The 24060-nt window shown below is 41.4% G+C and carries 20 protein-coding genes, 2 tRNA genes, 3 rRNA genes and 5 pseudogenes; 26 read left to right on the forward strand and 4 right to left on the reverse strand.

What is annotated here, in order from left to right; genetic code table 11:
* Positions 1 to 82 precede the first annotated feature (82 nt).
* A pseudogene (locus tag HHK02_RS11835) lies at positions 83 to 451 on the reverse strand (RNA-guided endonuclease TnpB family protein); the annotation flags it as partial.
* On the opposite strand from HHK02_RS11835, the pseudogene HHK02_RS11840 reads away from it, so the two are divergent.
* Positions 451 to 981, forward strand: a pseudogene (locus HHK02_RS11840) (RNA-guided endonuclease TnpB family protein); the annotation flags it as partial. The pseudogenes HHK02_RS11835 and HHK02_RS11840 sit on opposite strands and share 1 nt — an antisense overlap.
* A gap of 1 nt (position 982) precedes the next feature.
* On the opposite strand, the pseudogene HHK02_RS11845 reads toward HHK02_RS11840, so the two are convergent.
* Both HHK02_RS11845 and tnpA (HHK02_RS11850) read right to left on the reverse strand, forming a co-directional pair.
* A pseudogene (locus HHK02_RS11845) lies at positions 983 to 1123 on the reverse strand (helix-turn-helix domain-containing protein); the annotation flags it as partial.
* Entirely contained in the window at positions 1123 to 1521 is a 399-nt protein-coding gene (gene tnpA, locus HHK02_RS11850; protein WP_041816984.1) for an IS200/IS605 family transposase, read from the reverse strand. The gene tnpA (HHK02_RS11850) and the pseudogene HHK02_RS11845, both read right to left, overlap by 1 nt.
* A gap of 123 nt (positions 1522 to 1644) precedes the next feature.
* On the opposite strand from tnpA (HHK02_RS11850), the gene tnpA (HHK02_RS11855) reads away from it, so the two are divergent.
* From tnpA (HHK02_RS11855) to rrf (HHK02_RS11880), 6 genes are all read left to right on the forward strand, one after another.
* On the forward strand, positions 1645 to 2001 hold the full coding sequence (gene tnpA / locus HHK02_RS11855) for an IS200/IS605 family transposase (RefSeq protein ID WP_181462485.1): 357 nt from the start codon (positions 1645 to 1647) through the stop codon (positions 1999 to 2001).
* Complete coding sequence (locus HHK02_RS11860; RefSeq protein WP_181462486.1) at positions 2002 to 2181, forward strand: hypothetical protein; 180 nt, start codon at positions 2002 to 2004, stop codon at positions 2179 to 2181.
* Positions 2182 to 2382 (forward strand): hypothetical protein, encoded by a 201-nt coding sequence (locus tag HHK02_RS11865; protein WP_078010130.1) that lies wholly within the window; start codon positions 2182 to 2184, stop codon positions 2380 to 2382.
* Positions 2383 to 2455 (forward strand) — tRNA-Thr (locus tag HHK02_RS11870). It begins immediately after the preceding gene.
* Positions 2456 to 2528 (forward strand) — tRNA-Asn (locus tag HHK02_RS11875). It abuts the tRNA gene before it with no gap.
* Positions 2529 to 2532: 4 nt separating this feature from the next.
* Positions 2533 to 2649, forward strand: a 5S ribosomal RNA gene (gene rrf / locus HHK02_RS11880).
* A 4-nt stretch (positions 2650 to 2653) separates the two neighbouring features.
* On the opposite strand, the gene rrf (HHK02_RS11885) is transcribed toward rrf (HHK02_RS11880), so the two are convergent.
* Positions 2654 to 2770 (reverse strand): 5S ribosomal RNA (gene rrf, locus HHK02_RS11885).
* A gap of 163 nt (positions 2771 to 2933) precedes the next feature.
* Between rrf (HHK02_RS11885) and HHK02_RS11890 the strand changes: the two genes are divergently transcribed.
* The 19 genes and pseudogenes from HHK02_RS11890 to HHK02_RS11990 all read left to right on the forward strand — a co-directional run bounded on the left by HHK02_RS11890 (position 2934) and on the right by HHK02_RS11990 (position 23966).
* Positions 2934 to 3371, forward strand: a complete 438-nt coding sequence (locus HHK02_RS11890; protein ID WP_072574967.1) for a hypothetical protein — start codon at positions 2934 to 2936, stop codon at positions 3369 to 3371.
* Positions 3372 to 4331, forward strand: a complete 960-nt coding sequence (locus HHK02_RS11895) for a hypothetical protein (RefSeq protein ID WP_078010040.1) — start codon at positions 3372 to 3374, stop codon at positions 4329 to 4331.
* A gap of 566 nt (positions 4332 to 4897) precedes the next feature.
* The gene (gene ltrA / locus HHK02_RS11900; RefSeq protein WP_013923770.1) at positions 4898 to 6280 is read left to right on the forward strand and encodes a group II intron reverse transcriptase/maturase; all 1383 of its coding nucleotides are present in this window, start codon (positions 4898 to 4900) and stop codon (positions 6278 to 6280) included.
* A gap of 31 nt (positions 6281 to 6311) precedes the next feature.
* Complete coding sequence (gene ltrA / locus HHK02_RS11905) at positions 6312 to 7694, forward strand: group II intron reverse transcriptase/maturase (protein WP_013923770.1); 1383 nt, start codon at positions 6312 to 6314, stop codon at positions 7692 to 7694.
* Positions 7695 to 7827: 133 nt separating this feature from the next.
* Positions 7828 to 8826, forward strand: coding sequence for a GTP 3',8-cyclase MoaA (gene moaA, locus HHK02_RS11910; RefSeq protein ID WP_180874888.1), 999 nt, complete (start codon positions 7828 to 7830; stop codon positions 8824 to 8826).
* Positions 8827 to 9165: a metal-sulfur cluster assembly factor gene (locus HHK02_RS11915; RefSeq protein WP_003674482.1), complete on the forward strand. Its 339-nt coding sequence runs from the start codon at positions 8827 to 8829 to the stop codon at positions 9163 to 9165. It abuts the gene before it with no gap.
* Positions 9166 to 9422: 257 nt separating this feature from the next.
* Positions 9423 to 11084 (forward strand): IS1182 family transposase, encoded by a 1662-nt coding sequence (locus HHK02_RS11920; protein WP_056968813.1) that lies wholly within the window; start codon positions 9423 to 9425, stop codon positions 11082 to 11084.
* A gap of 270 nt (positions 11085 to 11354) precedes the next feature.
* Positions 11355 to 12095, forward strand: a complete 741-nt coding sequence (locus tag HHK02_RS11925; protein WP_181462487.1) for a transposase — start codon at positions 11355 to 11357, stop codon at positions 12093 to 12095.
* Complete coding sequence (locus tag HHK02_RS12755; protein WP_231124865.1) at positions 12046 to 14715, forward strand: IS1182 family transposase; 2670 nt, start codon at positions 12046 to 12048, stop codon at positions 14713 to 14715. Before HHK02_RS11925 ends, HHK02_RS12755 begins: the two co-directional genes overlap by 50 nt.
* A gap of 119 nt (positions 14716 to 14834) precedes the next feature.
* On the forward strand, positions 14835 to 16529 hold the full coding sequence (locus tag HHK02_RS11940; protein ID WP_181462488.1) for a right-handed parallel beta-helix repeat-containing protein: 1695 nt from the start codon (positions 14835 to 14837) through the stop codon (positions 16527 to 16529).
* 335 nt (positions 16530 to 16864) lie between these two features.
* Entirely contained in the window at positions 16865 to 17278 is a 414-nt protein-coding gene (locus tag HHK02_RS11945) for a hypothetical protein (protein WP_181462489.1), read from the forward strand.
* Between the two features lie 141 nt (positions 17279 to 17419).
* Positions 17420 to 18079 (forward strand): annotated as a pseudogene (locus tag HHK02_RS11955) (glycosyltransferase).
* A gap of 285 nt (positions 18080 to 18364) precedes the next feature.
* A complete protein-coding gene (locus HHK02_RS11960; RefSeq protein ID WP_181462491.1) occupies positions 18365 to 19705 on the forward strand; it encodes an IS4 family transposase in 1341 nt (446 codons plus the stop codon).
* Positions 19706 to 19746: 41 nt separating this feature from the next.
* Positions 19747 to 20223 (forward strand): IS30 family transposase, encoded by a 477-nt coding sequence (locus tag HHK02_RS11965; RefSeq protein ID WP_269204219.1) that lies wholly within the window; start codon positions 19747 to 19749, stop codon positions 20221 to 20223.
* A 40-nt stretch (positions 20224 to 20263) separates the two neighbouring features.
* Positions 20264 to 20656: pseudogene (locus HHK02_RS11970) on the forward strand (IS30 family transposase); the annotation flags it as partial.
* Positions 20657 to 21208 (forward strand): hypothetical protein, encoded by a 552-nt coding sequence (locus tag HHK02_RS11975; protein ID WP_231124868.1) that lies wholly within the window; start codon positions 20657 to 20659, stop codon positions 21206 to 21208.
* Positions 21209 to 21459: 251 nt separating this feature from the next.
* A 16S ribosomal RNA gene (locus tag HHK02_RS11980) occupies positions 21460 to 23035 on the forward strand.
* 259 nt (positions 23036 to 23294) lie between these two features.
* Positions 23295 to 23750, forward strand: a complete 456-nt coding sequence (locus HHK02_RS11985; protein WP_003670293.1) for a TetR-like C-terminal domain-containing protein — start codon at positions 23295 to 23297, stop codon at positions 23748 to 23750.
* Entirely contained in the window at positions 23751 to 23966 is a 216-nt protein-coding gene (locus HHK02_RS11990; protein ID WP_181462920.1) for a hypothetical protein, read from the forward strand. It begins immediately after the preceding gene.
* Positions 23967 to 24060: the final 94 nt, after the last annotated feature.

Genomic DNA, 24060 nt, shown 5'->3' on the forward strand with positions numbered 1-24060 from the left:
AGGCAAAGTACTGCATCGATGAACAAGAAGTAGCTATAAGGCTGAAATTAACTGGATAAGGCTGCTAGACAAGTTGAAGTCCACTTGTTTTAGGAAGAGTTTGGTTTTCGCTTTCCACTAAAACAGTAATGTAATATTGACCAGCAACGTTCAGACGAACAGTGACATTCTTAATTTTACCCATTGGCAATCGACCAGCTCTAAAATAGACGATACCGAGTTTTGGTAACTTTATATGATGGCAATCTAAAACTTTAATATTGCCATTAACGTACTTTGAATTGTAGCTCTGAGAATATTTTCTGGATTTAAATCGAGGGAACTTATTTTGACCTTTAAAAAAGCGTTGAAAAGCATCGGCTAAATTGCGATTAGCACTTTGCAAAGCAGTTGATTCTGCTTGTTTCAACCAAGGATACTCAACCTTAAGTTGTTTCAACAGATTATTCAATGGTTCTAAAAGCCGTTAAAATGCGCATCTATCCAAATTCAGCACAACGAAATCAGCTCTGGCAAACCTTCGGTTGTGTTCGTTTTGTATGGAATCAAATGCTTAATATGCAAATTGAACGGCGCAAGAATAATCCGGAAGCTAAATTTGTGAATGCCTTTGGGATGAATAATCTGTTGAAACAACTTAAGGTTGAGTATCCTTGGTTGAAACAAGCAGAATCAACTGCTTTGCAAAGTGCTAATCGCAATTTAGCCGATGCTTTTCAACGCTTTTTTAAAGGTCAAAATAAGTTCCCTCGATTTAAATCCAGAAAATATTCTCAGAGCTACAATTCAAAGTACGTTAATGGCAATATTAAAGTTTTAGATTGCCATCATATAAAGTTACCAAAACTCGGTATCGTCTATTTTAGAGCTGGTCGATTGCCAATGGGTAAAATTAAGAATGTCACTGTTCGTCTGAACGTTGCTGGTCAATATTACATTACTGTTTTAGTGGAAAGCGAAAACCAAACTCTTCCTAAAACACTTCCGGATTATTCTTGCGCCGTTCAATTTGCATATTAAGCATTTGATTCCATACAAAACGAACACAACCGAAGGTTTGCCAGAGCTGATTTCGTTGTGCTGAATTTGGATAGATGCGCATTTTAACGGCTTTTAGAACCATTATTTTCTCCCTTGACTTTCAATATATCGTTTTACAACTTCTAAAGGCGCTCCACCAGTGCTAATTAAGCAATAGCTTTGTGTCCAAAAAGCTGATTTCCAAAGATACTGCTTGATTTCTGGAAATTGTTTTTTGACCATTCTGGAGCTAGACGATTTGTAAGCATTTAAAAATTTAGCCATTTCCGTATGAGGCGTTGCTCTAAACAAAACATGTACGTGGTCCTGATCATGATTCCATTCTTGCAAATTAATGCCGTATGCTTGTCCCACAACTACAAAACGATGTTTAAGATATTCAGATATTTCATCGTTAATTACTTTTCGACGATACTTAACCACCATTACCAAATGGTAATTAAGTAAGTATACTGAATGCTGATTCCTATCTAACTCTATTGTTATCAGCACATTTTATAGATATATACTAAATATATCATAGAACAAAAGAAAAAGCACTAACGTGCTTTAAGAGAGCGATTCATCCCCTACTTATAGAAGTGGGGGTATTCTCGCAAATTTATGGATAAAAAGATGGTGGTTAAGTATCGTCGAAAAGTAATTAACGATGAAATATCTGAATATCTTAAACATCGTTTTGTAGTTGTGGGACAAGCATACGGCATTAATTTGCAAGAATGGAATCATGATCAGGACCACGTACATGTTTTGTTTAGAGCAACGCCTCATACGGAAATGGCTAAATTTTTAAATGCTTACAAATCGTCTAGCTCCAGAATGGTCAAAAAACAATTTCCAGAAATCAAGCAGTATCTTTGGAAATCAGCTTTTTGGACACAAAGCTATTGCTTAATTAGCACTGGTGGAGCGCCTTTAGAAGTTGTAAAACGATATATTGAAAGTCAAGGGAGAAAATAAGTGTATGAAAACTCTCAGATATTCCATGGAAAAGTAGGCCTTCAGCTTGAAACTGTAGAAGAAGCACGACAAAAACAGCGAATTACAAAAACAAGTAAAAACAATCAGTTTAATAAACGTCATCAGGTGAAAAACAAAGAGATGATTTGTCATTCGAATAAAAAAGACCTCCCGTCATAATTGATATATCAATGTGTTGGTTTTAAATTGTGTGATGGTGGGGAACTCCATGTTCATTTACTGATTAATACAGTAAAAACAAATGGTAAAACAGTATCAATAAGTCGCCTTTCTGTTAATAAAGCAAGCCCACGTAAAGATGCTAAGACGATAACTAAGAAAGCACAACTTAAACAATCGGTTTCCTATTCGGGTGTATGAGCCAACTTAGCTCAGCTGGTAGAGCATCTCCCTCGTAAAGAGAAGGTCGGAGGTTCGACTCCTCTAGTTGGCATCCGGCATAGCTCAGTTGGTAGAGCACCTGACTGTTAATCAGGTTGTCGTCAGTTCGAGTCTGACTGCCGGAGAGAGTGTGGTGATGATGGCTTGAAGGATACACCTGTTCCCATGCCGAACACAGAAGTTAAGCTTCAACACGCCGAAAGTAGTTGGGGGATCGCTCCCTGCGAGGATAGGACGTTGCCATGCGTTCGCATGGCAACGTCCTATCCTCGCAGGGAGCGATCCCCCAACTACTTTCGGCGTGTTGAAGCTTAACTTCTGTGTTCGGCATGGGAACAGGTGTATCCTTCAAGCCATCATCACCACACTCTTTGTCCCTTCAGACATGGTATCATTTAAGTGCGTCATTTGACGGACATCCTTTCATATAGGTTTGGTTCACTTAATATGATACCTGATGTCACGCCGAATGGCGTTTTTTATTTACCACCAACTGGGTGGCTAACTTTATTCTATAATCCACCGTAAAAATGAAGCCCAAAATTACACCGGAAATGAAATTAGGGATGAGAGAGTTTGAAAATACCATGTTTATGCTCAAAGCAATCCCTTGTGAAGAAAATATTAACCGTTTTGCGCTTCAAGGTAACCTCAACCCAGAACGATTAGATAACATTGCCTGGTTCTTACCGGCATATCTTTCAGCCGATTTCAACCTCTTCTTTATTTTTGCTCCAAACGTCAATAATCGTTGGGCAATTAGTTGCTCACAAATTCATATTGAGAATGATAACCAAATTACAGCAATGAGCGAAACTGTTCCAACTGGTCTTGGTTTGAATGCAGTAAACGAATTAAGTCCTAGTTCCGCAATTGAATTGGTAGCTTATCTAAAAACACTCGAAGTAAATGGATTAGGTTATTTTGACGAAGAAGTTGGTAAAGAAGAAAATGTACGTTTTCAATAAATGAAGCGAAATCTTAAATCAGCAGTATATAAACACCTAAACTTTGCTAATGATTTTCAAAATTTCTTTGATTTTCCGGATTTTCGTGAAATGAGACCAATCATCCGTGAAGCAGTTCAGCAGCTTGCTAAAGATAGCTTTTCGCAACCAGTCTTGCCTGTTAAAATTGAGCATCAGGCCCTTGCAATTGAGCAACAATTGGAACGGGAAACTAGAAAATATCAGCAACAAAACGGTTTCTACCCTAATCAGCAGTCTGAACTCCATAATTTAATCCGGCTCTACACAAACCTCTTACAAACGATTAGTAAACGTGAAATAATTGATCAAGAGATTGAAGATGTTATTTATGCCGCCAACCAAACTCGTGAAAGTCTCCGTAAACTAAAAAAGCTTGAAGGTTCCGGAGATTTATATGAGGATAGTCAAGATAAGGAACTTGTGCCAGGAACCTTTTATGATATTGTAACGCGACAGCTAATCCGACCTTACTTGTTAAATCCACAGGGAAAGATGATTCCGAAAAATGTTAATTACGAGGGACGCCAATTAGTAATCCAAATGATTACTTATTGCTATCGTGACTGGGATTCTTATCTTACCCACCAATACGATGAGCAATACAACATTAAAAATGAACGTGGCCTGACAAGCAGGGAGTATTACGATAAATTAGAGGAAAACGAACTGAAATATGCTGACCATGCCTATGCTGAGGTGATTGCAGATACGTTTAACGAATTTAAAAAAATTCTTGTCCCCAAATATCTTGCCGCTCTTGATATTATGTCAACTAACATTGAGAAAATTCTCATCCAATATCCTCGTCTCCGCCTGCAGTTCAATCAGGTAATCGCAAACAATTTCAAGCTTGATGCCCATGGGAAAATGCACGTGATGGACGCCCCGCTCCAAGATATAAGAAATAAGTATAACTACTATCGCGAAAACTTTAGTTAGTTGTATCCTAAATTTCAAGAATAAGTTAGCCACTGGACTCAAATAAATAATACTGACCAATTGATTATTGGTTGATGGAGCTGTGATATCTCTTGGTAGAAGGCCTTACGATAGATATCCATTGACGAATGGGCATGGGTATTAGCTAGGCGGTGAGAGTCCGCTATGGGCCGTAGTAGTCGGAACCATGAGCTGAGGACAAGGGTGTCCACTGCGAGGTGGAATCTGAAGGAAGTCTAAGGCAAAGTACTGCACCGATGAACAAGAAGTAGCTATAAGGCTGGAACTAACTGGATAAGACTGCATGACAAGTTAAAGTCCAACACTACTCGAAGTTACTTTCAGTAAAGCTACCGGTGACATGGTACGAAAGTTAATATCCTTACCCGGGGAGATCTGGCCTACACGTTTCCGACAAGAGGAATAAGTTTAATTTCCACAGAAACAAGCGGTGCAGTGATGTAGCGTTGAGTAAGCCAGAAGTCAGCCGAGGTCATAGTAGTCTGAGTAATCAGATGAAGGACTGAACGACAATAACTTGTAACTTATATCGGAGGTGTAATCAGGTGCGACAATCGCAGAAAACAGAACAACAAGCTGACCGCTTGTCGAGGATAGGTTTGGAAAACCGAAAGTACACAAGGGCGCGTAGTACCGATTATGGTGAAGGTAAAGGTATGAGTGTCACTATCCAAGACTTAGTCTTGGACCGCAATAACCTTAATCAGGCTTATTTGCGAGTTAAGAGAAATAAAGGGGCAGCAGGCATTGACGATATGACAGTCAATGACCTTCTGCCATATCTCAGAGAAAATAAGACGGAATTGATCGCTAGTTTGCGTGAGGGCAAGTATAAACCAGCACCAGTCAAACGGGTAGAAATTCCGAAGCCTAATGGTGGAGTAAGAAAACTCGGAATACCAACAGTGGTGGACCGAATGGTTCAACAAGCTGTGGCCCAAATTCTTACACCTATCTTTGAGCGTGTTTTCTCTGATAATAGTTTTGGCTTCCGCCCTCACCGTGGGGCTCACGACGCTATTGCAAAAGTAGTAGATCTTTATAATCAAGGTTATCGAAGAGTTGTCGACTTAGACCTAAAAGCCTATTTTGATAATGTTAATCATGACTTGATGATTAAGTATCTTCAACAATATATTGATGACCCATGGACACTAAGGCTCATTCGTAAGTTTCTAACTAGCGGAGTCTTAGACCATGGGCTTTTCGCTAAGAGTGAAAAAGGAACCCCACAAGGAGGGCCATTGTCACCAATACTGGCGAATATCTATCTAAATGAGTTGGATAAAGAGTTGACTAGACGTGGTCACCACTTTGTGCGCTATGCGGATGATTGTAACATTTATGTTAAAAGTCAACGAGCCGGAGAACGAGTAATGCGAAGCATTACCCAGTTTCTTGAAAAGCGATTGAAAGTTAAAGTGAACCCAGATAAAACCAAAGTCGGTAGCCCGCTACGGTTAAAGTTTCTTGGCTTTTCGTTGGGTGTAGACCACAATGGAGCCTACGCCCGTCCAGCAAAACAATCGCAACAACGAGTAAAGAAAGCATTGAGGTTATTAACTAAACGTAATCGTGGAATATCCCTGACAAGAATGTTTGAAGAAATTCATCGAAAAATGCGTGGATGGCTTCAGTACTACTCAATTGGGAAACTAACTGACTTTATTCAACGCCTTGACAAGTGGTTGAGGGCCCGAATAAGACAGTATATCTGGAAGCAATGGAAGAAGCTTAAAACTAAGGTAACTAACTTACAGAAGCTGGGGCTGTCCCAGCGTGATGCATATGTCTTCGCTAGTACCCGCAAGGGCTACTGGCGAACTGCACACAGTAAGACCTTGAGCTATTCTCTAACTAATAGAAAACTGGAACAACTCGGACTTATGAATATGTCCAAGACGCTCCAGTCAATTCAATGTGATTAAGTTGTCGAACCGCCGTATACGGAACCGTACGGTGCGACAATCGCAGAAAACAGAACAACAAGCTGACCGCTTGTCGAGGATAGGTTTGGAAAACCGAAAGTACACAAGGGCGCGTAGTACCGATTATGGTGAAGGTAAAGGTATGAGTGTCACTATCCAAGACTTAGTCTTGGACCGCAATAACCTTAATCAGGCTTATTTGCGAGTTAAGAGAAATAAAGGGGCAGCAGGCATTGACGATATGACAGTCAATGACCTTCTGCCATATCTCAGAGAAAATAAGACGGAATTGATCGCTAGTTTGCGTGAGGGCAAGTATAAACCAGCACCAGTCAAACGGGTAGAAATTCCGAAGCCTAATGGTGGAGTAAGAAAACTCGGAATACCAACAGTGGTGGACCGAATGGTTCAACAAGCTGTGGCCCAAATTCTTACACCTATCTTTGAGCGTGTTTTCTCTGATAATAGTTTTGGCTTCCGCCCTCACCGTGGGGCTCACGACGCTATTGCAAAAGTAGTAGATCTTTATAATCAAGGTTATCGAAGAGTTGTCGACTTAGACCTAAAAGCCTATTTTGATAATGTTAATCATGACTTGATGATTAAGTATCTTCAACAATATATTGATGACCCATGGACACTAAGGCTCATTCGTAAGTTTCTAACTAGCGGAGTCTTAGACCATGGGCTTTTCGCTAAGAGTGAAAAAGGAACCCCACAAGGAGGGCCATTGTCACCAATACTGGCGAATATCTATCTAAATGAGTTGGATAAAGAGTTGACTAGACGTGGTCACCACTTTGTGCGCTATGCGGATGATTGTAACATTTATGTTAAAAGTCAACGAGCCGGAGAACGAGTAATGCGAAGCATTACCCAGTTTCTTGAAAAGCGATTGAAAGTTAAAGTGAACCCAGATAAAACCAAAGTCGGTAGCCCGCTACGGTTAAAGTTTCTTGGCTTTTCGTTGGGTGTAGACCACAATGGAGCCTACGCCCGTCCAGCAAAACAATCGCAACAACGAGTAAAGAAAGCATTGAGGTTATTAACTAAACGTAATCGTGGAATATCCCTGACAAGAATGTTTGAAGAAATTCATCGAAAAATGCGTGGATGGCTTCAGTACTACTCAATTGGGAAACTAACTGACTTTATTCAACGCCTTGACAAGTGGTTGAGGGCCCGAATAAGACAGTATATCTGGAAGCAATGGAAGAAGCTTAAAACTAAGGTAACTAACTTACAGAAGCTGGGGCTGTCCCAGCGTGATGCATATGTCTTCGCTAGTACCCGCAAGGGCTACTGGCGAACTGCACACAGTAAGACCTTGAGCTATTCTCTAACTAATAGAAAACTGGAACAACTCGGACTTATGAATATGTCCAAGACGCTCCAGTCAATTCAATGTGATTAACCTTGGCTAATAGTCGTAACCTCTGCTTGAAGGTTCGTTCAGAATCGGTAGGGTAAGTATGCGATGTTTCCAGAATCTCCCACTTCAAGCATTAAACCGTAGGTTTAGCTAAGTGGGAGTAGTTCAAGAAAATGTGGAACAACTCTATGACCAGTTTCAACGAAAAATTGATTATTTACGATTATCAATAACAGACCGGTGTAATTTACGGTGTGTTTACTGTATGCCAGAAGAAGGATTGAAGTTCTTCCCTAAAGATAAAATTATGTCCCAAGATGAAATTATTCAGTTAGTGCAAAATTTCGCCAAAATGGGGATTACGAAAGTCCGCCTAACTGGTGGCGAACCATTATTACGGCGGGACTTACCCGAGATTATCCAGCGTATTCGGCAAATTTCTGAAATTAACGACATTTCAATTACGACGAACGGGACGGCCCTGAAGTATCAAGCAAAGAAATTGAAGGAAGCGGGTCTTGATCGCCTTAATATTTCTCTTGATACTTTTAATCCAGCAGTATATAAAAAGATGACCCGTGGCGGAAATATCAAGCATGTCCTGCAAGGGATCGCGGCAGCTGAACGAGAGGGTTTTAAGATTATTAAGGTCAACACCGTAGTCGTGCGGGGCGAAAATGACCAGGAAGTCATGGATTTTATTAATTATACGAAAGACCACCCGATCAATGTGCGCTTTATTGAATACATGCCAATCGGGCAAGAGATTAGCGATTGGAAAAAAGAATATGTTCCGCTAACCAGCATTTTTGATAAGTGTCGCGAGGCGGGGTTAACATATAAACCGTTATCATTGCCCGGTAATGGTCCTGCCGATAACTATCAGATTAAGGGTTACCGAGGTAGCTTCGGTTTGATTCACCCAATTTCAGAGCGGTTTTGTGAATCTTGTGACCGTTTGCGAATTACCTCCGATGGTTACGTCAAAGCCTGCTTATATTGGAATGAAGAACTGGATATCCGACCGGTCATCAATGACTTTGCGGCATTTAAGAAAGTAGTGCAGAAGGCGCTAAATAATAAGCCGTTAAATCATGAAATGGCAATGAAAAATGTTCATCAGATTATTAATCCAGCGCCAACGTGGCGGCATATGAGTCAGATAGGTGGGTAAATGGCAGCTGATCAAAATACCGGCGCTCCTTTTTCGCCGACGGAAAACCGAGTAATGGATGCTCTGCAGTCGGTAATTGACCCAGAATTAGGGGTAGATATTGTTAACTTAGGGTTGATTTATGATGTTCAAGTTGATGACCAACAATTATGCGTGATTACCATGACGCTAACGACAATGGGGTGTCCGGTTAGTAACGTCTTGAGTCAACAAATAATTGAACAAGCTTTGGCAACTGACGGGGTAGCAAAATGTAAGATTAACTTGGTCTGGGAACCAGTGTGGAGTCCAAGCATGATGACTCGCTATGCTAAGATTGCCCTGGGAATTCATGAATAATTATGTGCGCCTGGCATGGGTATTAGCTAGGCGGTGAGAGTCCGCTATGGGCCGTAGTAGTCGGAACCATGAGCTGAGGACAAGGGTGTCCACTGCGAGGTGGAATCTGAAGGAAGTCTAAGGCAAAGTAGAGGCTGGGAAAAAACTCTCAGTCCAAAATGAAAGCCGGACGATGAATCAAATCTTGGTTCATCGTCCGGCTTCTTATGTACACAGGAAATCGTTCCTGATATGATGTAATTACCCCTAAAAACAAAATGTATCAAAATTATATCACGGGACAAACAGAATTCGTACTAAATTATGACTACAATGTGCCAAAAAATCATCTGGTTCGGTTAATTGATACTTTTGTCGATTCCATTCCACAAGAGGTTTTGTTAGAAGAGAACGTGGCCGTCACCGGCCGCCCACTTTCTCACCCTGCACTGATGTTAAAAATTCTGTTGTTTGCGTACTCTCGTCAAACTTATTCTGGCCGGAAAATAGAAACCTTGTTAGAAGAAAACTTACCAATGCGATGGTTAGCCCGTGATCATTCATACAGTTACCATACCATCAATAACTTTCGACGGAGTGAGCACGCCAGGAACTTAATAAAACGTACCTTTGTTTACTTTACTATGGCTCTTACGGACCATGGGCTAATTCAAAATGATGCAGTCTTTATTGATGGCACTAAGGTTGAAGCGGATGCTAATAAGTACTCGTTTACTTGGCGTCGGGCAATAGAAAAGTATCACGCTAAGTTGAGAGAAAAGACGGCTAGTATTTATGATGAGTTAGTAGAAAAGCAAGTCATCAAAGAGATGAAACCAGAAATGATTGAATCTATCGACGGTATGGAATTAATGGCTGAAGAAGTGGAAAAAGAAATCACTAATCTAGACGAAGCCATTAAACAGGAGCCGAAAATAATTAAAGGTGGTTCAGTTAGAAAACGTCGGCGACGTTTTCTAAAGAAGCTTCGTCGTCAACTGAGAGAAGACTTAATTCCACGGGCTAAAAAATATGAACGTGTCGAAGATATTTTTCAAGGACGAAATAGCTTTTCGAAAACAGACCACGACGCAACTTTTATGTGCATGAAAGAAGATCCGATGATGAACCGAGAACTCAAACCCGGATATAATCTTCAGATTGCCACGCATAATCAGTTTGTCCTTGATTATGCTTTATTTTCCAATCCTACTGATACTAGGACTTTAGTGCCATTTCTTAAGCAATTCCATGGCTTGGATTTCTTTACACACGTGGTAGCTGATGCTGGTTACGGTAGTGAATATAATTACACAACACTGCTTGACCAATTCGATAAGCAACCACTCATTCCATACACCACCTATCAAAAAGAGCAGAAGCGTAAGTTCAAAAATGATCCAACAAAACCTCAGAATTGGCAGTACAATGCCGAAGATGACTACTATATTGATCATTTAGGCGTTCGCTTCAGTTTTTATCGCTACAGTAAACGAACTGATAAGTATGGATTTAAGCGCGATCTTAAACTCTATCGTGCCGACACACATCAATCATCAGAAGAGTTAGATCAGTTAGCTAAAACGCCAGGTAAGCGTCAGCGCTACATCCAGGTTAATCCAACTTGGAATTATTACAAAGCAAAAGTCAAAGAGACCCTCTCAAGCGATGAAGGTAAGATGATCTATCGTCGACGCAAGTTCGACGTTGAACCAGTCTTTGGTCGCATGAAGAGGGATTTTGGCGTACGCCGAACTCATTTGCGCGGCCAACGGGCTGTGGAAAATGATGTCGGATTAACCTTAATGGCATTGAACTTAACGAAATTGGGTAAAATGATCAACCAATTAAGACCCTTTTTAGTAAATAACCAAAAATGCGAACTACAATTTTTGATTAAATCAAAAATCATAGTTCGCATTTTCTTAGTTAGAAGCTAGCAACCAATTAAGACCCTTTTTAGTAAATAACCAAAAATGCGAACTACAATTTTTGATTAAATCAAAAATCATAGTTCGCATTTTCTTAGTTAGAAGCTAGAAAATAATAGTTAATTCCCAGCCTCTTGAGGCTGGGAAAAAACTCCTAGTCCAAATAAAAACCGGATGATGAATTTTTTGAACAATTCATCATCCGGTTTTTATGTACACAGGAAATCGTTCCTGATATGATGTAATTACCCCTAAAAACAACCAAAGGGAGCGATTTTCATGTATCAAAATTATACCATAGGGCAAACCGAATTCGTACTAAACTATAACTATGATTTACCACAGAATCATGTTGCACGATTAATTAGTGATTTTGTCGACTCGATTCCACAAGATGTGCTATTAGAAGATTCGGGAGCGGCTACTGGCCGCCCTTCATCACATCCAGCAATTATGCTTAAGATTCTCTTGTTTGCCTACTCACGTCAAACTTATTCTGGAAGAAAGATTGAAATGATGTTGGATGAGAACCTGCCAATGCGTTGGTTAGCCCATGATTATACTTATAGCTACCATACCATCAATAACTTTCGACGCAGTCAGCACGCTAGTAAGCTAATTAAACATGCCTTTGTTTACTTTACCATGGCTTTGAAAGATCACGGACTAATTCAAAATGATGCAGTTTTTATCGATGGGACCAAGGTGGAAGCCGATGCTAATAAATATTCATTTACTTGGCGGCGGGCGGTTGAAAAGTATCACGCTAAGTTAAGAGAAAAGACGAGTAAGCTTTATGAGGAACTAGTAGAAAAACAAGTGGTGCAAGAAATGGCACCCGAGCTGGTTACTTCTGCCGAAGGCATGGAAGTAATGGAACAAGAACTTGCGGAGAAAATCACTAAGTTGGATGAAGAGATTAAGCAAGAACCAAAAATCATCAAAGGTGGTTCAGTTAGAAAACGGCGCCATGTATCAAAATTATACCATAGGGCAAACCGAATTCGTACTAAACTATAACTATGATTTACCACAGAATCATGTTGCACGATTAATTAGTGATTTTGTCGACTCGATTCCACAAGATGTGCTATTAGAAGATTCGGGAGCGGCTACTGGCCGCCCTTCATCACATCCAGCAATTATGCTTAAGATTCTCTTGTTTGCCTACTCACGTCAAACTTATTCTGGAAGAAAGATTGAAATGATGTTGGATGAGAACCTGCCAATGCGTTGGTTAGCCCATGATTATACTTATAGCTACCATACCATCAATAACTTTCGACGCAGTCAGCACGCTAGTAAGCTAATTAAACATGCCTTTGTTTACTTTACCATGGCTTTGAAAGATCACGGACTAATTCAAAATGATGCAGTTTTTATCGATGGGACCAAGGTGGAAGCCGATGCTAATAAATATTCATTTACTTGGCGGCGGGCGGTTGAAAAGTATCACGCTAAGTTAAGAGAAAAGACGAGTAAGCTTTATGAGGAACTAGTAGAAAAACAAGTGGTGCAAGAAATGGCACCCGAGCTGGTTACTTCTGCCGAAGGCATGGAAGTAATGGAACAAGAACTTGCGGAGAAAATCACTAAGTTGGATGAAGAGATTAAGCAAGAACCAAAAATCATCAAAGGTGGTTCAGTTAGAAAACGGCGCCGTCGTTTTCTAAAAAAACTTCGCCATCAATTAAGCAACGACCTAATTCCGCGTGCCAAAAAGTATGAACGTGCCGAAGATATCTTCCAAGGTCGTAATAGCTATTCCAAGACTGATCATGATGCGACTTTTATGTGTATGAAGGAAGATCCGATGATGAATCGGGAGTTAAAGCCCGGCTATAACCTGCAAATCGCTACACATAAGCAATTTGTCCTTGATTACGGGCTCTTTTCAAATCCAACTGACACCAGGACCTTAGTGCCATTCCTTACCCAGTTTCATGCTTTAGATTTCTTTAAGCATATCGTTGCCGATGCCGGTTATGGTAGTGAGTACAATTACACAATGATTCTTGATCAGTTTGAAAAGCAGCCTGTTATTCCATACACAACTTATCAAAAGGAACAGAAACATAAATTTAAAAACGATCCAACTAAATCACAAAATTGGCAGTATAATGCCGAAGATGATTACTACATCGATCATTTAGGAGTTCGCTTTAGCTTTTATCGGTATAGTAGGCGAACCGATAAATATGGTTTCGAACGTGATTTCAAACTCTATCGAGCGGATAAGCACCAACTGTCAGAACAATTGGATGAGTTGGCAAAAACACCAAGTGGTCGGCAACGCTATATGCAGGTTAACCCAACGTGGAATTATTACAAGGCTAAAGTAAAAGCAACCCTCTCAAGTGACGAAGGCAAGGCAATTTATCGTCGACGAAAGTTCGACGTTGAGCCAGTCTTTGGTCACATGAAGAGGGATTTTGGCATACGCCGAACTCATCTACGCGGACAACGGGCTGTGGAAAATGACATTGGGCTAGTCTTGATGGCATTAAATCTAACGAAATTTGGTCAATCAATTAGTCGATTGGCGACTAATTTTATAAATAATTTAAAATCCGGACTACGATTTTTGAATCGATCAAAAATCATAGTCCGGATTTTACTGTTAGAGAACCAAGAATTAATAGTTAATTCCCAGTCTCGCCATCAATTAAGCAACGACCTAATTCCGCGTGCCAAAAAGTATGAACGTGCCGAAGATATCTTCCAAGGTCGTAATAGCTATTCCAAGACTGATCATGATGCGACTTTTATGTGTATGAAGGAAGATCCGATGATGAATCGGGAGTTAAAGCCCGGCTATAACCTGCAAATCGCTACACATAAGCAATTTGTCCTTGATTACGGGCTCTTTTCAAATCCAACTGACACCAGGACCTTAGTGCCATTCCTTACCCAGTTTCATGCTTTAGATTTCTTTAAGCATATCGTTGCCGATGCCGGTTATGGTAGTGAGTACAATTACACAATGATTCTTGATCAGTTTGAAAAGCAGCCTGTTATTCCATACACAACTTATCAAAAGGAACAGAAACATAAATTTAAAAACGATCCAACTAAATCACAAAATTGGCAGTATAATGCCGAAGATGATTACTACATCGATCATTTAGGAGTTCGCTTTAGCTTTTATCGGTATAGTAGGCGAACCGATAAATATGGTTTCGAACGTGATTTCAAACTCTATCGAGCGGATAAGCACCAACTGTCAGAACAATTGGATGAGTTGGCAAAAACACCAAGTGGTCGGCAACGCTATATGCAGGTTAACCCAACGTGGAATTATTACAAGGCTAAAGTAAAAGCAACCCTCTCAAGTGACGAAGGCAAGGCAATTTATCGTCGACGAAAGTTCGACGTTGAGCCAGTCTTTGGTCACATGAAGAGGGATTTTGGCATACGCCGAACTCATCTACGCGGACAACGGGCTGTGGAAAATGACATTGGGCTAGTCTTGATGGCATTAAATCTAACGAAATTTGGTCAATCAATTAGTCGATTGGCGACTAATTTTATAAATAATTTAAAATCCGGACTACGATTTTTGAATCGATCAAAAATCATAGTCCGGATTTTACTGTTAGAGAACCAAGAATTAATAGTTAATTCCCAGTCTCTGCTGTAAACTACCCAGTTGTTATTCGCAGCACCATTAATTACTACCTTGGAAACTGTATCTGGGATAGTAATCACATTGTTGGCGATTCTATTGTAGTCACCCCTCATAATAAGAATTCCTGTTGTATGACGAAAACTGTTTATCAGTTAAACGAACAGAATATTTACATTTCATCATTTCAGGCTGATGACAGCTATCTATTAAGGGCAAACGAAATTCTGATTGCTCCTGACGATACTACTTATCCTCCATATAAGTTTGATGGAAAAAGGGGAATAGGCATAACTTATGCTGAGTGGAAAAAGAAACATCCAAATGAATCGAACCCCAATAGTAGTGTAGGAAGCGTAGATTTTGATTCCTCATATAAAATTTTAAAAGGGCAACCTGGAAAATCAGCGTATGAAATAGCTGTCAAACAAGGCTTTATTGGAACGGAAGCCGAATGGGTGAAATCACTTAAAGGCGAAAAGGGACCAATTCCAGTATTCGCCACAGGGCTAACCACAACACTACCCCCAAACGAAAGTGCGAAAGTAGATATTGTAAAAATTAATGATGAATATAATGCGTATAGAGTCGATTTTAGTATTCCTAGAGGTGAAAAAGGGGATCCCGGTCAAGTTCCAGATATTTCAGGTATAAAAAAAGACATTAGTACTTTAACCAAAAAAATGAGTACTATGTTTGTTAATATTTTAGATTTTGGTGCGCAACCAGAAAATGTTAATTTTGATAACGCTCCTGCTTTTAATAAAGCCATTCAATCTCTACCTTCGGTAGGTGGAACTGTATTTATTCCTAATGGAAATTACTTCCTTAAATCTACTGTCAATGTAGACCGTTCTTATGTTCATATTATGGGATTTAATAACGGACTACGAAGTGGGATAGATCCAGCTGATGGTTCAACACAGACGGGTGGTGGAGGAGCAAAAGTAACGGTTCAAAATCCTATTACCGCTTTTAAATTAGAAAATACCCATAATGATAAGCGATTGTCTGGAATTACATTTAGTGGTTTTGACCTACGAGGAGATACTAATGGTGGAGTTGGTATTGACGGAGTATCTAATTCAGATAGAATCGTTATTGATAATATGACTATTAATAACGTAGGAATTGGAGTTAGATTATACGCGGCAGACGCTCCTAGAATTACTAATTCATGGATTGCGGAAACTCAATCAAGTATACTTTTGACTGGCGCAAGTCAGCAAGCGGAAATAAAGAATAATTCTCTAGGTGCACAGCCAAAAGGAACTACAATTTATATGGAAAATCCAGACAGATTTAATATTTCTGGTAATAATATTTATCCAGATGGAGCAGCGGCCATTCGTATTCTTAATCCTGTTCATGGGGTAATTACAGGTAATACAATCTCTGCATATTATAACGGCATGATTGAATTTTTACCCAATTCAGATGGAGCATTTGGAAATGGGAATGTTATTTCTGGAAACGTGATCGCATTAGAAGCATGGCATGATAACCCTGACGGAAAAGATAACAAGTGGGGTGTTATTCATATCGAAGCGTTCAATAATGTGATTTCCAATAACAACCTTCTTGCCAATGGAACTCCTCATGACACAACAGGAATTCTTATTATGAGGGGTGACTACAATAGAATCGCCAACAATGTGATTACTATCCCAGATACAGTTTCCAAGGTAGTAATTAATGGTGCTGCGAATAACAACTGGGTAGTTTACAGCACTAAATACCTATATTCTTATTTGACTGGTTTCCGCCGTCCTGGAAGGCCGAACCTTCTGTGCTGTAAACTACCCAGTTGTTATTCGCAGCACCATTAATTACTACCTTGGAAACTGTATCTGGGATAGTAATCACATTGTTGGCGATTCTATTGTAGTCACCCCTCATAATAAGAATTCCTGGGAATTCTTATTATGAGGGGTGACTACAATAGAATCGCCAACAATGTGATTACTATCCCAGATACAGTTTCCAAGGTAGTAATTAATGGTGCTGCGAATAACAACTGGGTAGTTTACAGCACAGAAGGTTCGGCCTTCCAGGACGGCGGAAACCAGTCAAATAAGAATATAGGTATTTAGAGTGCGTCATTTGACGGACATCCTTTCATATAGGTTTGATTCACTTAATATGATACCTGATGTCACGCCGAATGGCGTTTTTGCATTTACCACCAATTAGGTGGCTAACTTCATTCTATAATCCACCGATGGCGTTTTTGCATTTACCACCAATTAGGTGGCTAACTTCATTCTATAATCCACCGGCCAGTCTTTCGAATCAAACGCAGCCAGCCCCAGAAATCATGCTGATTACACCTAAAGCGACGGCCGAGTTTGATGCAGTAACTTTTAAGTTGGTTCAACCAGCAACGGTACCATTTAAAACAGTGGTTAAATTGGCAAACCAGTGGGCAACGGGTGATTATATCACCTTTCTTTCGGCCAACAATTTTTACTTGAAGGAGGACGCTTTGGCGACTTGCTTGACGGAACTGACTGCTAAGCAAGCGGATATGGGGGTGGCAAACTTAGTAACGTTAGTAGATGGAACCTTCCAAATTTAAGTGAAAGTGGCAGGAGTTCCACCCAAAAATGGACCAACCGGTGGCTTAAAGCTATCAATGCTTGCTTGGCCGGTGCCGCCAATGGGCCATGAACCAGGTAAATTACGCCCCCCTGGGGATTATTGATTGCTGCCTAACCTCTTGCCAGAAGTTGACCGGGTCTTGTACCTTGATTATGATACCCTGGTGCTGGGCGATTTAACGACCCTGTGGCACAGTGATTTGGCCCGGACGCGAACAATTACTTTAATTCAGGGGTCTTGTTGAATGGATTTAGCCCTCCTACGCAAGTATGGGGTAACGGGCTACTTCTACCAATTTATCCTTGAGTCCACCAAGTTTTTTATCTTGGGGGATCAAGATGCATACAACCTCTACTTTAAGGATGCCGTACAGTACTTACCAATTGAAAATAATTATGTGACCCAACTATTGGAAAGCAGAGATCCGGCAGAGCACCGGGAACTGGCCAAAGTGACGATTTTACACTTTTTAAGTGAAAAAAAGCCCTGGAAGGAAACGACAAGCTACCCAGCGGCGATATTACCAGCGATGCGATTATATCGGCAGTATCGCCAAGCGATGCGAACTGAATACCAACTGGCAAAGCAAGTACCGCAACTGACCGTTTTGGTGTTGGTGGATGATGAGCATGACTTGGCGCGTTGCTTAGAAAGTATCTATTACCAAGATTACCCGAATTTAGCGGTGGCGGTGTTGGATGCCAGCTCCCAGCCGGCGCAGGTTTATGCATCCGTTGCGGCCTTAAGGCAGCGGGTGCTTGAATTGTCCGCTCAATAAGGTGGATTATAGAATGAAGTTAGCTACCTAATTGGTGGTAAATAAAAAACGCCATTCGGCGTGACATCAGGTATCATATTAAGTGAACCAAACCTATATGAAAGGATGTCCGTCAAATGACGCACTTAAATGATACCATGTCTACTAGTTTATTGACTCTGAAACTTGAAAGCACCTTAAAGAACCAGAGCCCACGCCAGCTCTGGTTTTGTTGGCCTTAAATTAGTTTTAGACAGCCACTCTAAGTACCCTTTGGATGTTTTGCGGTAAGTAGCCGATGAATTGATGAAAAGTATAACCCAAATTCAAGCAGAAAACGATACTAAAAGCCTAATTTCTTCCTTTCTCCACCTGATTGGTCTAGGTCAGCTCAGTAAGCAGGTCAACTTTAAACGCCACTCTGCGATTTCTTTTACCATGATCATCTCTTGGTTATTCGAGGCCCGCTTTAGTCGACGTTCGCTTTACCGGGCGCAAGCCAGTCCCAATTTTAGTCCCCGCACCGCCCGCAATGTCCTCAATGATGGGCGAATCAACTGGCAAAAACTACTATGCTTAGTGGCGGTGAAGTTGATCGGCATCTTGCGACCGTTAATTGACCAACGGAGACGGTTAGCGCTGATCGTCGATGATACCTTAATTGCCCGCCCGTATTCGCTCAAAACGGAGTTACTAGCGCGGACATATGATCATGACCACCACCAGTATTTGACCGGCTATCGGAACCTGACGATTGGCTGGAGTGATGGGAATACCTTTTTGCCCGTTAACTTCGCCCTAATGTCAACGCGAAATAAGCAGAATCTGGTTGGGACTTCAGCTCGGGTAGTTGATCAACGGACAATTGCCGGTCAACGGCGGGCGCAAGCCCAACGGAAAATGAACGAGGTGGTCATCGAATTAATTCGCCAAGCCCGCAACCTTGGGGTGGTGGCGAAATACGTGCTCTTTGATAGCTGGTACAGTTCGCCGCAAATGTTTTGGCGCTTAAAACAGCTAGGCCTCGATAGTGTCGCCATGCTTAAGCGGAGCTCTAAGGTTTATTACCGCTATCGTGGTCGGGCCTATAGCGTCAAGGCGCTTTATCTGCGCCTTCTCAATTCGCGGCGTCCTCAAATGAAGGCCTATCAATACAGCTGTATTGTGGAAGCCGACTACCAAGGGCATCGTTTCCCGGTAAAACTGGTCTTCGTGGCCAAAAAGGGCTTTAAGAACCAGTACCTAGTCCTGGCTTCTACTAGCACCCAACTAACTCCTCAAGAGATCATTCAACTGTATAGCCGCCGGTGGTCCATCGAAACCTACTTTAAGGCCACCAAACAGTACCTCCGCTTAAATGCGTCCCAAATCCAAAGCTATGACGGTCAAGTAGCTCAGATTACCGTCACTGCCTTAACCTACCTGTTTCTAGCCTGGCAGGAACGCCAAGCCAAAGACGACCGCACCTTAGGAGACCTTTTCTACCTAATGAATGCGGCCCTCCCTGAAATCAAATTTATCGAGGCATTGGTCTACCTGTTAAAGTCCCTCCAAACCCAAGCAACTGATTTTCTCGACCACACCATCGACCAATTCATCGGCTACTTACCGCAAAACATCCAAAGGGTACTTAGAGTGGCTGTCTAAAGACTCTCTTCTACTTATTTTTTGGGTTACTTAAGTATAACGTGAGAGTTCTTGCGTTTTCTATTTTTTACGCGAGAAAGCCTAGAGTCGCGGTGGTTAGCCGTGATTCTAGGCTTTCAAGTTTCAGTGCAGTAAATCAGTTCTTTATAAATTTACGCCAGAAAATGGGCACAGATGCTTACTATCGCATCTTTAAGACAATAACCTCTGACAACGGTTCAGAATTTAGTGAGTTAACACAAGTTCACGATCATATTTTCTATGCTGATCCGTATTCCCCTTGGGAACGTGGATCCAATGAGATCAATAACCGGTTTCTCCGCAAAGAGATTACCAAAGGTGAAGCTATAAATAACTATAGTAGTGCTCAGATCATAGCGACTAATGATTGGATGAATCACTATCCACGAGCTATGTTTAATGGATATTCGTCAATGGATATCTATCGTAAGGCCTTCTACCAAGAGATATCACAGCTCCATCAACCAATAATCAATTGGTCAGTATTATTTATTTGAGTCCAGTGGCTAACTTATTCTTGAAATTTAGGAAGAAGAAAATGCAGTAAATCAGTTCTTTATAAATTTACGCCAGAAAATGGGCACAGATGCTTACTATCGCATCTTTAAGACAATAACCTCTGACAACGGTTCAGAATTTAGTGAGTTAACACAAGTTCACGATCATATTTTCTATGCTGATCCGTATTCCCCTTGGGAACGTGGATCCAATGAGATCAATAACCGGTTTCTCCGCAAAGAGATTACCAAAGGTGAAGCTATAAATAACTATAGTAGTGCTCAGATCATAGCGACTAATGATTGGATGAATCACTATCCACGAGCTATGTTTAATGGATATTCGTCAATGGATATCTATCGTAAGGCCTTCTACCAAGAGATATCACAGCTCCATCAACCAATAATCAATTGGTCAGTATTATTTATTTGAATGATATACTATATTCCAGAAAAAGAAGTCTTAATCGATAGCAACTTTAATCCATTTGCAAACATCAGCAACTATCAACAAGAATTAGAAGAGCTGCTTGCAAACCAATATGGATTATCTGGAGACGATCTTAAAGGCGCGGCTTTCCTATCACTTTATCAATTGAAAATGAGTGATTATGGGCTTAAATTATCAAGTGTAAATGATGCAATCAATAAGGTTGTTGCATTCTTAAACGAGGAGCATGGCCTGAGTGTTAAACAGGACAAAGCTAATGAACCATTGATTAAAATCTTAGCATTAATTGCTACAAATATCCGGCGTCCATGGAACCGGGGATGGTCTAATTATGAATTGTTAAGGACCAAGGATATTGCCAAATTAGTGTCTGAAATGGAAATTAATTTAGAAGAACCTAAACTGTCAAGTGAGATTGTTAGTGGAATTCAAGTGGAAAGCATTAACCGTGATGAGTTGCTTAACTTCCTTGAAAATAGTAATTTACCGCCAAAAGTAATCTCGAAGCTGTATAAACAAGCCGAAGAATTATAAGTATCTGTCAAGTTTTCATAGGTAGCCTTTAAATATACAGTTTTAGTGGGTTAGTGCCTTAAAAAGTTGTCCCATTGGTCTACTTGTGGCCGTGTTAATCGGAATTATTCCTTGTACTGCTCCAATTCGATGTGTAGGTTCCGTTTTATTCCTTAGAAAGGAGGTGATCCAGCCGCAGGTTCTCCTACGGCTACCTTGTTACGACTTCACCCCAGTCATCTGTCCCGCCTTAGGCGGCTCCCTCCATAAAGGTTTATGAGAGTTTGATCCTGGCTCAGGATGAACGCCGGCGGTGTGCCTAATACATGCAAGTCGTACGCACTGGCCCAACTGATTGATGGTGCTTGCACCGGATTGACGATGGATCACCAGTGAGTGGCGGACGGGTGAGTAACACGTAGGTAACCTGCCCCGGAGCGGGGGATAACATTTGGAAACAGATGCTAATACCGCATAACAACAAAAGTCGCATGGCTTTTGTTTGAAAGATGGCTTTGGCTATCACTCTGGGATGGACCTGCGGTGCATTAGCTAGTTGGTAAGGTAACGGCTTACCAAGGCGATGATGCATAGCCGAGTTGAGAGACTGATCGGCCACAATGGAACTGAGACACGGTCCATACTCCTACGGGAGGCAGCAGTAGGGAATCTTCCACAATGGGCGCAAGCCTGATGGAGCAACACCGCGTGAGTGAAGAAGGGTTTCGGCTCGTAAAGCTCTGTTGTTGGAGAAGAACGTGCGTGAGAGTAACTGTTCATGCAGTGACGGTATCCAACCAGAAAGTCACGGCTAACTACGTGCCAGCAGCCGCGGTAATACGTAGGTGGCAAGCGTTATCCGGATTTATTGGGCGTAAAGCGAGCGCAGGCGGTTGCTTAGGTCTGATGTGAAAGCCTTCGGCTTAACCGAAGAAGTGCATCGGAAACCGGGCGACTTGAGTGCAGAAGAGGACAGTGGAACTCCATGTGTAGCGGTGGAATGCGTAGATATATGGAAGAACACCAGTGGCGAAGGCGGCTGTCTGGTCTGCAACTGACGCTGAGGCTCGAAAGCATGGGTAGCGAACAGGATTAGATACCCTGGTAGTCCATGCCGTAAACGATGAGTGCTAGGTGTTGGAGGGTTTCCGCCCTTCAGTGCCGGAGCTAACGCATTAAGCACTCCGCCTGGGGAGTACGACCGCAAGGTTGAAACTCAAAGGAATTGACGGGGGCCCGCACAAGCGGTGGAGCATGTGGTTTAATTCGAAGCTACGCGAAGAACCTTACCAGGTCTTGACATCTTGCGCTAACCTTAGAGATAAGGCGTTCCCTTCGGGGACGCAATGACAGGTGGTGCATGGTCGTCGTCAGCTCGTGTCGTGAGATGTTGGGTTAAGTCCCGCAACGAGCGCAACCCTTGTTACTAGTTGCCAGCATTAAGTTGGGCACTCTAGTGAGACTGCCGGTGACAAACCGGAGGAAGGTGGGGACGACGTCAGATCATCATGCCCCTTATGACCTGGGCTACACACGTGCTACAATGGACGGTACAACGAGTCGCAAGCTCGCGAGAGTAAGCTAATCTCTTAAAGCCGTTCTCAGTTCGGACTGTAGGCTGCAACTCGCCTACACGAAGTCGGAATCGCTAGTAATCGCGGATCAGCATGCCGCGGTGAATACGTTCCCGGGCCTTGTACACACCGCCCGTCACACCATGGGAGTTTGTAACGCCCAAAGTCGGTGGCCTAACCTTTATGGAGGGAGCCGCCTAAGGCGGGACAGATGACTGGGGTGAAGTCGTAACAAGGTAGCCGTAGGAGAACCTGCGGCTGGATCACCTCCTTTGGCCGATCAGTCTCTCAACTCGGCTATGCATCATCGCCTTGGTAAGCCGTTACCTTACCAACTAGCTAATGCACCGCAGGTCCATCCCAGAGTGATAGCCAAAGCCATCTTTCAAACAAAAGCCATGACTTTGCCTTAGACTTCCTTCAGATTCCACCTCGCAGTGGACACCCTTGTCCTCAGCTCATGGTTCCGACTACTACGGCCCATAGCGGACTCTCACCGCCTAGCTAATACCCATGCCGGGCGCACATAAAAATTGGGAGGTCTAAAAGAAGCTCTCGTAATTGATCGGGAGGAGCTAAAAGATGTCAAGCATTTACCAAGTGCAGACGAAATTAAGGAATTAGCAGAAGTGGCATTTAATCATACGTTGGCTTTTTGTAATGAAAATAAGCATGCGTTGTCAAATTTGCTTTCCTCAAATGGAGATATGCAGTTTTATCAAATGATTATTGAAGTAGCAAATAATGAATTTGATGCGCGAGTTCCATATTTGTTTGGGGATATAAATATTAAAGAAGCTAATGTAAAATCGTCATTGCCATTCTCATTTATTAAAACCCTCTATATCAATACAATTGTTAATTTGTTAATGCTTTGGGGTGCCGCACCAGACTCTTTAAGCATTAATGAAATTAAGTCAATTGCAGGCTTGATTCAAACAAAATCACCAGTTGAATTGATTCAAATTTATAAATCATATTTAAACTAGATGGCTTTTTATTTTTCTAACTTAATTTTACAAACCGCGATGTTAAATGGAATTAAGGAAGGATTTATTACTGTTTTAGATACTAAAAAATTATCAGAATGTACTACTAATGATATTGTAAATAGCGCTGAAATTAGTAAAAAACTTTCTACAACTATTACCAAAATAAACAAGATCTTCTCCATGAAATTGAAAATGATCTATTGGGAGGTCTAAATCGCGGTTTGTAAAATTAAGTTAGAAAAATAAAAAGCCATTTGTGGTAGACTTTTGAATACCCATACATCAAAAGAAAGGACACCACAAATGA

It is taken from the genome of Limosilactobacillus reuteri (assembly GCF_013694365.1).
Taxonomy (GTDB): Bacteria; Bacillota; Bacilli; order Lactobacillales; family Lactobacillaceae; genus Limosilactobacillus; species Limosilactobacillus reuteri_E.